General features: G+C 64.2%; 9 protein-coding genes. 8 read left to right on the top strand and 1 reads right to left on the bottom strand.

The genetic code is table 11. From position 1 onward, the window contains the following. Positions 1-3946 precede the first annotated feature (3946 nt). The 6 genes from mnmG to CEK29_RS22795 are packed head-to-tail and all read left to right on the top strand — an operon-like array spanning position 3947 to position 10127. The gene (mnmG, locus tag CEK29_RS22820; protein ID WP_094859398.1) at positions 3947-5866 is read left to right on the top strand and encodes a tRNA uridine-5-carboxymethylaminomethyl(34) synthesis enzyme MnmG; all 1920 of its coding nucleotides are present in this window, start codon (positions 3947-3949) and stop codon (positions 5864-5866) included. Further along, positions 5863-6540, top strand: a complete 678-nt coding sequence (gene rsmG / locus CEK29_RS22815; protein WP_094859397.1) for a 16S rRNA (guanine(527)-N(7))-methyltransferase RsmG — start codon at positions 5863-5865, stop codon at positions 6538-6540. Before mnmG ends, rsmG begins: the two co-directional genes overlap by 4 nt. Continuing rightward, a complete protein-coding gene (locus CEK29_RS22810; protein ID WP_094798062.1) occupies positions 6537-7334 on the top strand; it encodes a ParA family protein in 798 nt (265 codons plus the stop codon). The genes rsmG and CEK29_RS22810 overlap by 4 nt, the downstream gene beginning before the upstream one ends. A 60-nt stretch (positions 7335-7394) precedes the next feature. Further along, positions 7395-8168: a GNAT family N-acetyltransferase gene (locus CEK29_RS22805; protein WP_249278904.1), complete on the top strand. Its 774-nt coding sequence runs from the start codon at positions 7395-7397 to the stop codon at positions 8166-8168. A gap of 44 nt (positions 8169-8212) precedes the next feature. Next, complete coding sequence (locus tag CEK29_RS22800; RefSeq protein ID WP_094798061.1) at positions 8213-9127, top strand: ParB/RepB/Spo0J family partition protein; 915 nt, start codon at positions 8213-8215, stop codon at positions 9125-9127. Beyond that, on the top strand, positions 9120-10127 hold the full coding sequence (locus tag CEK29_RS22795; protein ID WP_255176233.1) for an asparaginase: 1008 nt from the start codon (positions 9120-9122) through the stop codon (positions 10125-10127). The genes CEK29_RS22800 and CEK29_RS22795 overlap by 8 nt, the downstream gene beginning before the upstream one ends. Here CEK29_RS22795 and CEK29_RS22790 read toward each other — a convergent pair. After that, positions 10121-11047 carry a LysR substrate-binding domain-containing protein gene (locus CEK29_RS22790; protein ID WP_094798059.1) on the bottom strand — a complete coding sequence of 309 codons (927 nt, stop codon included), beginning with the start codon at positions 11045-11047 and terminating at the stop codon, positions 10121-10123. The two genes, CEK29_RS22795 and CEK29_RS22790, sit on opposite strands and share 7 nt — an antisense overlap. 119 nt (positions 11048-11166) lie before the next feature. Between CEK29_RS22790 and CEK29_RS22785 the strand changes: the two genes are divergently transcribed. After that, positions 11167-11754 (top strand): hypothetical protein, encoded by a 588-nt coding sequence (locus CEK29_RS22785; RefSeq protein ID WP_094859395.1) that lies wholly within the window; start codon positions 11167-11169, stop codon positions 11752-11754. Positions 11755-11831: 77 nt separating this feature from the next. Then, positions 11832-12083: a hypothetical protein gene (locus CEK29_RS23760; RefSeq protein ID WP_141218377.1), complete on the top strand. Its 252-nt coding sequence runs from the start codon at positions 11832-11834 to the stop codon at positions 12081-12083. Positions 12084-12141 lie beyond the last annotated feature (58 nt).

Genomic DNA, 12141 nt, shown 5'->3' with positions numbered 1-12141 from the left:
GCGAGCTTGGCGTCGGAATCCGAAAACGGCTTCATGTGAAGCGTCCGTTTTCCACATCAGTGCGGTGGCCATTGTTCACAAAGATATCCCCAATAAGGATGATCGCCCTCGACGGCCGATTGGGAATTTGTCGGGCTGTTTTTCTGTGGATAGCTTTGAACGGGCGAGGCCGGCGGCCAGGCTCAGATGGATCCCGGAGATTCATCCGGTGACCGCGGCCAGTGGCCTCGGACCCCCGGCCTCAGAGAAAAGCACTCCCGCTTGCCGTGGAAGTGAGAACGACCTGACCGCGCTCGAAGGCCGACGCGATTTCCGTGGGGTCCGGATCCATCTTGACCGGGCTGCACGATAAACGCCGACGAAAAGCGCGCTCCGACTTATGCACAGCGTTTTCCACGTTGAACGGTTTTGCCAAAGCGATCGATGCGCGGCGGCACCTCACTCAAGTGGGGACAACATTGTGGATAGCTTCTGGTGCGGCGGGCGGCGACTCATCCCTTTGGTCTAACCCGTCGGACGGGGAGCGGGCCCGGCCTTCGGCCGCTGGCAGCCTGTTTTCGGTCGCGTTCCCTATGAAGCCGAGGGCTGGCGCACGACCAGGCCGTCGTCGCAGTCAGTCCGCCGCGCTGCCGAATACCTAGCCAGCGTTCCGCAACCGCTGTGGGAATCTCTGTGGATATCTTCCATTTCTCTGGAACTCCGAGGCCGCCAGGCGATCGAAAAATAATCCGCTGAGGGAGATCGCGAATAGCCTGTGGCCGATCTTGGCCCCGCGGCTGATGCTCACTTGCCACCCGTTTGGCCGACTGCGTAGGGGCCGCCGGACGCATTTGAGGATGCCGTCGTACTCGCTCCGCGCAATGCGGTGCGACCATTCGATCTCGGTACGCGCGGGGCAGGGCGGCTCGACTTTCATTGCCCGACTCGCGGCAGTCGGAGGTCTTCATTCGTTGCCGCACCGCCGAGGCGCCGGGGCGCGGACCTGAGTGGCGGCGAGTCGGCGGCGGGGGTGTCCGAGGCACGTGCGGGATCTGGACCGAGACCGGTCCGGGCAACCCGTCCATTAAGCATGTGGCGTGCCCGACTCGGGGCACATGAGGTAGCGGCCTGAACGATTCCGGGTGGCCCCTCTACGTGCCCTTGCATCTGGCTTGAAGCACTTATTGAGCCTTGCGTCGTCCGCTGTATCACTTCCCGAGCTTGACGTGTTTCACGTGAAACGCGAGTCTCGCGTCTCGCCCTCTCTGTCTGCTCACCCCGGTATGTCACCCCGGACGGCGATACACCGCACGGGGGTGCCACTTGCCTCGAAAAGCAATATCGATTGCATGCGGCGTCGATGAGACATCGACGTCACTATCCAGGTGTATGCGAGGGTTCTCGTTGCCGGGTCTCTGTTCCACGTGAAACACCCCGCGTCCGGACTGAAGTTCGTCTCTCCGGCGCAGAGGTCTGACCATGTCGAAGGCCGCAGCCCACAGTGCGGCATTGCCGCAGGCATGCCTTCGGGTGCGCCTACCAAGGTGTCTCGAGGGCCGGCCCTTGATGGCTCCGTTTGCAGAAGGTAGAGGTTGTGCGTGACCGGGCGCATTCCGTCTCTACCCACACGCCTTTGCACGTATTGTGACGCCACATCCTTATTAACCCGTGGAGGGAAGGTAACGCTGTGCTGGCCGTGTGGTGCGGGCCCTGGCCCGGCGGTGGCACAGTCGCAATTGCATCTGGCTATATGGGGCAAGGCACACCCGTAGGCCACGCCACACTCGGATTCCACGGCCCTGGAGGGAGGTCTGAGAAGGGTACAGAGTGGGTCTCCAGGGAAGGCGGGACGCCATTCTGATGGTCGGCAGTGGTCTCCCGCCTCACGGCAACGGTTTAGGTACAAGTGCCCGCCCCAGCAGCGAAGGGGATTACGCCTCGCTTAACCCCACGTCTGCGAGCCGTTACCGGTGACTGGTTCGCCGCTATTGCGTAAAGCTGCGAACATCGCTGCGCGTGTTCCACGTGGAACATCCGCCTCTATAGCTGATTTTCGGATGCGCTAGGCGGGATTACTCTGGCTCACCTAAGCATGGGCGCACGAGGCGGCCTACCCAGACTTACCTAGGCACTGATGCGCTGGTGAAGTGGAACCGAGAGACGCACGGGGAGGGCGGATGCTGGAAGGCAAGGCCTCTAAGGCTGCGTCCTTGATCTCGATTATTCAGAGTGATCCCACGGCGGGGCAATGTTCCACGTGGAACATCGGCCACAATCCACGAGCGTCGTGCGCTTCTTAGGTGGCGGGGCGGGGGTTGAGGGAGAGCATCGTGGCCGCTCTGCAGCGCCTGAGTGCGGGGAAATAAGGAGCGATTCGGTCCGGCTGACCCCCTCCACTGCTTTGTTCCACGTGAAACATCGCCTACGTCCGACGAGTATCGAGTGCTTCTGGGATGGCGGGGTAAGGTATATGGCTGCAAACCGCCGCAAATGCGCTCGGTGCCGCGCGCGGATACGGACACATCGGCGCAAGTGCGGCCTCGACGTGCATTGTTCCACGTGGAACATCGGTTCCCGAATGCCATCAGCGATCAGTCCAAAGGTGTGGAAGAAGGACCCGGGCAGCCCACCGTGGCAATCTCACCGGTCGTCTTACCCTGGATACGGACCAGGCCATGCCGATTGACCCGGTGCACCGCAGGTTTCATTGGAAGCGTCGCCGACTTTACCGGCTGCGTCTGGGCGGTGGGGTCGAGGCAGAGAGGATGCAGAGCGACGCAACCGCGCGCGGTTTGGGGCCCTGGGTGAGCATACATCGGCGCACATCGGGCCCTTAGCGCTCTATGTTCCACGTGAAACGTCGCGACGAGCGAGAGATGCGCCTGTCCGCAGACGCCGCAGGAGGGAGAGCGCTAGACGTCAGAGCATCTTGCCGTGGTCCCCCGGCCATGATGGTATTCGGTCATTGGACCAGCGGCTGACCTCCGCGCGGTCGCACTGTTCCACGTGAAACATCGCGATGCTCCGGCACAGCCGGATGCCACCTGACCGCCGCGATCTGCGTAGCTCCGTGTGTCGTCATCCCCGCCATTGCTAGGCCGGATCGCGGCTACCGCTCTTGTTCCACGTGAAACATCGCCGTCCCGAACGCCGGCGATCCGCCAGGTGCGTTGAGAGCGAAGGGAAGAGGAGGGAGTGCCGCGTGCCATCCTACCGGGTCAGTAGGTCGGCCCTCATGCGAAACGGCCCACGCTACGTATCGGCTGGTCGTGGTCGTGTATCCGAGGGACCGGTTCGCCGTACATGCCGCCATCTCGGTGCGTGACTGGCGGTACTCTGAACGCTGCCTGTTTCACGTGGAACACACGGCAGTGCCCGGGTCCGCCCGATTAAAAGTGTGGAACCTCGGCGCGACGTTCCACGTGAAACAACCGGGATGAAGTCCCGCCCCTATGCCCGCGGATTGCATGCCGCGGCAGGGAGGCGGCCCTCATCGGGCAGGGAGGGATAGCAACGACCCGATTCCCATCCCTCGGCCGACCTCTATCCGTCCGCCACCCTCTGCGCAGCCGAACGCCGGAAGCGCTCCAGCATGGCCACCGCATACAGCCAACAGCGCAGCATTCGAGGCGGCGTTCCGCCGACCCTAAGGCGGACTCGTCCAGGATGCCAGCCAGCGCTTCGGTACTCCCGGTTCGCCGCGCGCGAGGCGACCTCCTGCACTGCAAAGTTAGTGCTCGCTTCAGTCAGTGTTGGCCGGCCCCCGGGGCCGGTCCCCGCCGGAGCAAGCCCAAACAGCGCCCAAGCCTTCAGTCCCAAACCCGTCACATACCCCAACTTCCCTCACCACTTCCTACCCAGCCGCCCCGCTCACGTTGTTTTTCCTGTCCCTTACCACGTTTCACGTGAAACAAGGGCAGGGCAGCCTCTATAATGGCGGTCGAAGCTCTTTTTTATTGCCCCCATCATGGATTACCCCCGCGAATTTGACGTCATCGTCGTCGGTGGCGGCCACGCCGGTACCGAAGCCGCGCTGGCGGCCGCGCGCGCAGGCGCTCAGACGCTGCTCCTCACCCACAACATCGAGACCTTAGGGCAGATGTCCTGCAATCCCTCCATCGGAGGTATTGGCAAGGGACATCTGGTCAAAGAGGTCGATGCGCTGGGCGGCGCCATGGCGATCGCCACGGACGAGGCCGGGATTCAATTCCGCATTCTCAACGGCTCCAAGGGGCCGGCGGTGCGTGCCACGCGCGCGCAGGCCGACCGGGTTCTGTATCGCCAAGCGATCCGGAGCCGGCTGGAGAACCAGCCCAATCTGTGGCTGTTCCAGCAGGCCGTAGAGGATCTGATGGTGGAGGGCGACCGGGTCGTGGGTGCCGTGACCCAGGTCGGTCTGAAGTTCCGCGCGCGCACGGTCGTCCTCACGGCCGGCACCTTCCTGAATGGCTTGATCCACGTCGGCCTGCAGCACTACTCGGGTGGCCGCGCCGGCGACCCGCCTGCGATCTCGCTGGGTCAGCGCCTCAAAGAACTGCAGTTGCCTCAAGGCCGCCTCAAGACCGGCACCCCGCCGCGTATCGATGGTCGCACCATCAACTACGCGATCCTGGAAGAGCAGCCCGGCGACCTGGACCCGGTGCCCGTGTTTTCCTTCATGGGAAACACCGCCATGCATCCGCGCCAGTTGCCGTGCTGGATCACGCATACCAACGCGCGCACGCACGACATCATTCGCGGCGGTCTCGACCGTTCGCCGATGTACAGCGGTGTGATCGAAGGCGTGGGCCCGCGTTACTGCCCCTCGATCGAAGACAAGATTCACCGCTTCGCCGACAAGGCGTCGCACCAGGTCTTTCTCGAGCCGGAAGGGTTGGACACGCATGAGGTCTATCCGAACGGGGTATCGACCAGCCTGCCGTTCGACGTGCAGCTCGATCTGATTCACTCTCTGCCGGGGCTGGAGAACGCACACATTCTGCGTCCCGGCTATGCCATCGAGTACGATTATTTCGATCCGCGTGCGCTGAAGAGCACGCTCGAAACCAAGAGCATCCAGGGGCTGTTCTTTGCCGGACAGATCAACGGCACCACGGGCTACGAAGAAGCGGCCGCGCAAGGCCTGCTGGCCGGTGTGAACGCCGCGCTGCAGGCGCAGGGCAAAGAGCCCTGGACGCCGCGTCGCGACGAAGCCTATCTGGGTGTGCTGGTCGACGATCTCGTCACGCGCGGTGTCACCGAACCCTACCGCATGTTCACCTCGCGCGCCGAATACCGCCTCAGTCTGCGCGAAGACAACGCGGATTTGCGCCTGACCGAAATCGGCCGCGAGCTGGGTCTGGTGGACGACCTGCGGTGGGACGCGTTCAACCGCAAGCGCGACGCCGTTGCGGCCGAAGTCGAGCGTCTCAAGTCCACCTGGTTCAACCCGCGGACCTTGCCCGCGGAGGTTGCCGAGCCGCTGCTTGGCAAAAGCATTGAACGTGAGTACTCACTATCAGACCTGCTGAAGCGCCCGAATGTGTCGTATGCCGGCCTGATGCAGGCGCGCGACGAGGCCGGCGAGCTGCTCGCGGGCCCGGGCGTGCTGCACGACGAGGTGCTGTCGGAGCAGGTCGAGATCCAGGTCAAGTACGCCGGCTACATTGCGCGCCAGCGCGATGAAGTGCAGAAGCACGCGACCCATGAGCAGCAGCCGATTCCGGCCGATATCGATTACGACGCGGTCACGAGCCTGTCCTTCGAAGTGCGGCAGAAGCTCAAGACGCACCGTCCGGAGACCATCGGACAGGCCGGCCGGATCTCCGGCATGACCCCCGCCGCGATCTCCCTGTTGCTGATTCATCTCAAGCGCCTGCATTACGGCTCGCGCAAGCAAGCGGCATGAGCGCCGTCGTGAACGACCCGGCCGCCGAGGCGCGGCTCGCCGAGGCTTGCCGCGCGCTGGGCCTGGAGCCCGACGCGCAGCAGCGCGACACGCTGCTGCGTTACGTCGCGCAGATGCAGCGCTGGAATCGCACCTACAATCTCACCGCCATCCGCGACCCCGGACAAATGCTGGTGCAGCATTTGTTCGATAGCCTGTCTGTCGTCGGGCCGCTGCGCGCGCATCTCGGCGACGGTCCCGCCCGCATCTACGACGTGGGATCCGGCGGAGGCTTGCCGGGGGTGGTGCTTGCGGTGATGCAACCCGCCTGGGACATCACCTGCATCGATGCGGTCGAGAAAAAAACCGCGTTCGTGCGGCAGATGAGCGGTGCGCTGAACGCGCCCAATCTGCATGCGCGTCACGCCCGCATCGAACAGCTCGAACCGGGCGAGTGCGATGTCGTGATTTCGCGCGCGTTTGCGTCGCTGCAGGATTTCGCTGAATGGTCGGGTCGTCACGTGCGCAACGGTGGTACCCTCGTCGCGATGAAAGGCAAGGTCCCGGACGATGAGCTCGCCATGCTCGCCGACCAAGGCGAATGGCAAGTCGAAAACATTCAAACGTTGACCGTCCCCGAACTCGACGCGCAGCGCTGCCTCATCTGGATGCGCCGCAGTCAAGGAACTCTATGAACTCAATACCGCCCAGCAACTCCGCACGCGTGTTCTGCATCGCCAATCAGAAGGGCGGTGTGGGCAAGACCACGACGGCCATCAATCTGGCGGCGGGACTGGCCACGCTGAACCAGCGCGTGTTGCTGGTCGACCTGGATCCGCAGGGCAATGCCACGATGGGCAGTGGCATCGACAAGAACGCCGTGCCGTCCAATCTTTATCAAGTGCTGATCGGCGAGGCCACGATCGCGGATGCGCGCGTGCGCTCCGAGTCCGGCGGCTACGACGTGCTGCCGGCCAACCGTGAGCTCTCCGGCGCCGAGATCGACCTCGTGCAGATGGAAGAGCGCGAGCGTCAGCTCCGCGCCGCCATCGACACCGTGGCGGATCAATACGATTTCGTACTGATCGACTGCCCGCCGACGCTGTCGCTGCTGACGCTCAATGGCCTGGCCGCCGCGCATGGCGTCATCATCCCGATGCAATGCGAATACTTCGCGCTCGAAGGCCTCTCCGATCTGGTCAACACGATCAAGCGGGTCCATCGCAACATCAACAACGACCTGCGCGTCATCGGTCTGCTGCGCGTGATGTTCGATCCACGCATGACGCTGCAGCAGCAGGTCTCGGCCCAGCTCGAGGCGCACTTTGGCGACAAGGTGTTCAAGAGCGTGGTGCCGCGCAATGTCCGGCTCGCCGAGGCCCCCAGCTATGGCATGCCCGGCGTCGTCTACGACCGCAACTCGCGCGGCGCTCAGGCGTACATCTCCTTTGGCGCCGAGATGATCGAGCGCGTCAAGGAAATGAACTGATCGGCTGTCATGATGCAGAGTCGTCCGGCCGAGCCGTCTTCCGCTCCTTTTGCTCCTGTCATGCAAGCGCGTGACGGGCTGCTTGCGCGCATCGAAGAAGCCTCGCTCAACGCCACTGCGGTGCGCGAACAGGTGTTCTACGACGGCTGGCTGCTGCGGCGTGCGCCGTCGCCGGCGCGCCGCATGCGCAGTGTGAATATCCTCGGGTTATCCACACGCGCGCTCGACGAGCGACTGGCGTACTGTCTCGGGTGGTACGCGCGCGCCGATCTGCCGCTGATCCTGCGTCTGACCTCGATCGGTCCGGATTTCGAGCTCGACGCTGCCCTGGCGGCGCGCGGGTATGAGGGGTACGACCCGACCTCCGTCATGACCGCGCCCGTCACGCCGATCGCGTCTGCGGCGCAGTCCACTGACATCACGTTCCAGCAGGTGCCGGCACAGCAGTTCGCAACCGAAGTCGGACGCCTGAAAGGCTCCACGCCGGCCGCCGTGCTCGAACACACGGCGCGCCTCACCGGCCTGATGGTCGACCTGGTGCCTTTGCTCGCATGCCAGGCCGACGGCACGCCGGTGGCGGCGGCATTGGGCGTGATCGAAGCGGATCTGCTGGGCATATTCGACGTCGTGACGCTGCCCGCGCAGCGCCGCCGCGGGCACGGCACCGCCTTGCTGGTGCGGCTGCTCGCCGAAGCGCGCGAGCGCGGCTGCCGGCATGCGTATCTGCAGGTCGAGGCAGGCAACGTCGCCGCGCGCGCGCTTTATGCGCGATATGGTTTTGTGGATAGTTATTCATACTGGTATCGCTCGCTGCCCGCCACGGCGCAGCAGTGAACGCACGCCAGAGAACAGGCTGAAGGAAAGAGGAATTTATCGCTATGGCCACCAAGAAACCCAAGGGCCTGGGCCGCGGGCTCGATGCATTGCTGGGCGCCGATGCGCCCGCCATCGACAACCTCGGCAAAGAAGCCGTGCGGGCTGAAGGCCCTCCCTCCGTCCTGCCTGTCAGCAAGATGCGGGCTGGCAAGTACCAGCCGCGCACTCGCATGGATGAGGGCGCGCTCAACGAGCTGGCCGAGTCCATCCGTGCACAGGGCATCATGCAGCCCATTCTCGTGCGCGCGCTTCAGGGCGCGGGCGCTGGCCAATACGAGATCATCGCGGGCGAACGCCGCTTCCGCGCCGCGCAGCTGGCGGGCCTCAAAGAGGTGCCGGTGCTCGTGCGCGAGGTGCCCGACGAAAACGCCGCGGTGATGGCGCTCATCGAAAACATCCAGCGCGAAGACCTCAATCCGCTCGAAGAGGCCCAGGGCGTGCGGCGCCTGCTCGACGAGTTCGGTCTCACGCACGAACAGGCCGCGCAGGCCATCGGCCGCTCGCGTTCCGCCACCAGCAACCTGCTGCGCCTGCTCAACCTGGCCGCGCCGGTGCAGACGATGCTGCTCGCCGGCGATGTCGACATGGGCCACGCCCGTGCGCTGCTGTCGGCCGAGGCCGCCATCCAGATTCAGCTGGCCAATCAGATCATCGCAAAGCGCCTGTCGGTGCGCGAAGCCGAAAAGCTCGTCACCAAGACGCTGAAAGATAGCGATGGTTCGCCGCGCAAGAAGGCCAATGGCGCCTCGCGCGACCTCACGCGGCTCGAAGAGGCTCTGTCCGATCACCTCGGCACCCGCGTATCGCTGAAGGTCGGCGCGCGCGAAAAAGGCCAGATCGTGATCGACTTCCATGGCTACGAGCATCTCAACGCGCTGCTCGAGCGCCAGGGTCTGTCCGGAGTCATCGATGCCTGATCGACGCCAGGCGCGCATCGCGCTCATCGCCACCGGCGGCACCATCGCAGGTGCGCAAACCGGTGAGCTCAGCGGAGGCTATCGCGCCGGCGCGCTGTCGGTCGACACCTTGCTCGAGGCCGTGCCCTCGCTCGCCGGACTGGCGCGCGTCGAGCCCGAGCAGCTGGTGAACGTCGGCAGCCAGAACATGAGCTATGCCGTCTGGCACGCGCTGGCGCGCCGGGTCGACGAGCTCATGCGTGCCGATGACATCACCGGCATCGTCATCACCCATGGCACCGATACGCTCGAAGAGACGGCGTATTTCCTCAGCCTCGTGCTGCCGCATACCAAGCCCGTGGTGCTGGTGGGCGCGATGCGTCCGGCCACCGCCATGAGTGCCGATGGTCCGCGCAACATCCATAGCGCGGTCGCCGTCGCGGTCTCGCCGCAGTCGGCCAATCGTGGTCCGCTCGTCGTCATGAACGACGAGGTTCATTACGCCCGTCATGTCCAGAAGATGGCGTGTGGCGGTGTCGACGCCTTCGACTCGCCCAACGCCGGCCGGGCCGGCGTGGTGCGCGGATCGCGGGTGTCGTTCTACGGCCGTGCCGATATCGCGAGCGCGGCGGCCGACAATGTGTTCCCGCTGTCTCAGTTGCCCGCCACGGTCTGGCCGCGCGTCGAGATTGCGTATGCCTGCGCTGATATGGACGGTCTCTTGATCGACTTCATGGCCACGCACGCGCAAGGGATCGTGCTGGCCGGCGTCGGCGACGGCAATGCCACCGACGCCGCGGTCGATGCGATGATGAATGCGTCACGCAGTGGCGTGGCGGTGGTGCGCAGCACGCGCACTGGATCCGGCAGCGTGGGCCGCAACATCGAGGTCGACGACGATCACGGCGGCTTCATCGCCGCGTATGAGCTCAATCCTCAAAAGGCCCGCGTGCTGCTGACGCTGGCGCTCATGGGCAAGCGCGACCGCGCCGAGATTCAGGCCCTGTTCGAGCGCTATTGATCCTGGCGCTGCCCGGTGCGCGAAGGGGGCGGTGCCGATGCCGGCGGCGCGCCCGCGTCGGCCGGATCGGCCAGCCCGAGCTTGTCCTTCAGCATGTCGTACACATGCCGTGACAGCGCGTTGACCGGCTCGCGCCGCAGCCAAAGAAAGTAATTCACCTCCGGCAACGGCGGCAGCCCGTCTTTTTCTCCCAGCACCCGCAGATCGGGGCCGAGCAACTCGATGCTGCGCGCCGTCACGCCCAATCCGGCCCGCAGCGCGGCCTTGATGCCCACCAAGTTCGGCGCCACGTAGTGCGTATGCCAGCGCACGCGCGCCTGCTCCAGCGCGTCGAGCGCCAGACGACGAAAGATGCTCGGCTCGTCCGCCAGCACCAGCCGCACCGGCGCGCGCGTGTCGTGCACATAATCGGCCGAGCAGATCCAGACCGTGGGCGAGGTACGCAGCACCACGCCTTCGAGGTCGGGGTCGTAGCGTGTGGATATCGTGAGGTCGATTTCGCCCGCGGCCATCGCCTTCATCAAGAACGGGCTACGGTCCACGCGGATCTCCAGCTTGATCCGCGGCAGGTGGCGCGACACCTGGGTCAGCACCGTCGGCAGGATGGTATCCGCCACGTCGTGCGGCGCGCCCAGGCGCAATAGGCCTTCGACCTGGTCGTCCTGCAGGGCCCGCCAGGTGTCGTCGTTGAGGGCCAGCAGATGACGCGCGTGCTGAACCAGTTTCACGCCGTGGGGCGTGAGGCGCTTGTTGCGGCCCTGCTTCTCGAACAAGGGCTGGCCGACGAATGCCTCCAGCCGCTGCATCTGCTGCGTTACCGCGGACTGGGTCCGATGGGTTTTATCGGCGGCGGCGGCGAACGTCTCGCCATCCGCGATGGCGACCAGCGTACGCAGCAGATCCAGTTCGAAATGACGCATGCCCGCCTGTGGAAAACTTCAGTAGCGCTGATGAATGCCGTGGCCAAATTAAATTGTCCGGTCGCGGCGGCCTCAGTAGAGTGTAGCCACTCTACTTGTTTTTCCAAGGCAGAAACTCCATGGAAGCGTCCCATCCCTGTCAGCGGCAGATTTCCGAGGCGATCGGAAAGATAAAGAACACTGTAGACACCCAGGGTTTGAGCCGGGCCAGTCTTGCGTCGGTGCTGCATACGTTGCTGGCCCTCGCGGCCCGGCCCGACTGCTGGCAGGCCGATCGCTACCCTGATCCCGAGGCCAACGAGCACCAGGCGCGCTATCTCATCAGCGAAGAGCCCGACAAGTCGTATGCGCTCTATCTGAACGTAATGCGGCCAGGCAAGAAGATCGTCCCGCACAACCACACCACGTGGGCATGCATCGCCGCCGTGCAGGGCGTCGAGAACAACTACGTCTACGAGCGCCTCGATGATGGCACGCGTCCCGGTGTGGGCCGGCTCCGGCTGTCCGGCGAAGTGCAGGTGGCGCCAGGGCAGGGCATCGCGCTCATGCCCGACGACATACACGCGGTGCACATCGAAGGCGACAGCGTGATCCGGCATCTGCACATGTACGGCCGGGCGCTCGAGACGCTCGACCAGCGCCTGGCCTTCGATTTGAGCACCGACCGCTGCAGCATCATGCCGATCGGCGTTCAGACGCGGCGTTGATCAACTCGAGCGTTTCCGCACGGCGATTACGCCGAACGCGTCCGCAAGACGCCGCGCGGCGTTTTTCGCGACGGCGAGTGCGATTTGCTGACGGTGCGATTTTTCACGACGGCGAAACCGCCATTTTCTCCGCCGGGCTTTTTTTTCCACCGATTTCTCAGCCACGCCTTTTGACGATTTCGGCGCCAAAAAAAGGATCGACGAAACGTGGCGGGATCGCATGTGGTTGCGAGCACAACTTTACGCTGTTGCGCGAACAACCATATTTGGTTGCCGAGGCAACCAATATTTGCGCATATGAAAACGCGATGCGTGATTTCCATGTTTGAAGAAAAGCAGCGTAAATAAAGGGATGGCGAATAACCGTTGCTGCATACGATCCTGTTC

Origin of the sequence: Bordetella genomosp. 5, assembly GCF_002261475.1 — a bacterium.
Classification (GTDB): domain Bacteria; phylum Pseudomonadota; class Gammaproteobacteria; order Burkholderiales; family Burkholderiaceae_B; genus Bordetella.
This window is presented reverse-complemented; position numbering and strand designations above follow the sequence as displayed.

What these genes read in the sequence shown, in the direction of transcription:
- rsmG (WP_094859397.1), top strand. Translation starts at nt 5,863, where the DNA reads ATGAGCGCCGTCGTGAACGACCCGGCCGCCGAGGCGCGGCTCGCCGAG.
- CEK29_RS22795 (WP_255176233.1), top strand. Translation starts at nt 9,120, where the DNA reads ATGCCTGATCGACGCCAGGCGCGCATCGCGCTCATCGCCACCGGCGGC.
- CEK29_RS22785 (WP_094859395.1), top strand. Translation starts at nt 11,167, where the DNA reads ATGGAAGCGTCCCATCCCTGTCAGCGGCAGATTTCCGAGGCGATCGGA.
- CEK29_RS22800 (WP_094798061.1), top strand. Translation starts at nt 8,213, where the DNA reads ATGGCCACCAAGAAACCCAAGGGCCTGGGCCGCGGGCTCGATGCATTG.
- CEK29_RS22790 (WP_094798059.1), bottom strand. Translation starts at nt 11,047, where the DNA reads ATGCGTCATTTCGAACTGGATCTGCTGCGTACGCTGGTCGCCATCGCG.
- mnmG (WP_094859398.1), top strand. Translation starts at nt 3,947, where the DNA reads ATGGATTACCCCCGCGAATTTGACGTCATCGTCGTCGGTGGCGGCCAC.
- CEK29_RS22805 (WP_249278904.1), top strand. Translation starts at nt 7,395, where the DNA reads ATGCAAGCGCGTGACGGGCTGCTTGCGCGCATCGAAGAAGCCTCGCTC.
- CEK29_RS22810 (WP_094798062.1), top strand. Translation starts at nt 6,537, where the DNA reads ATGAACTCAATACCGCCCAGCAACTCCGCACGCGTGTTCTGCATCGCC.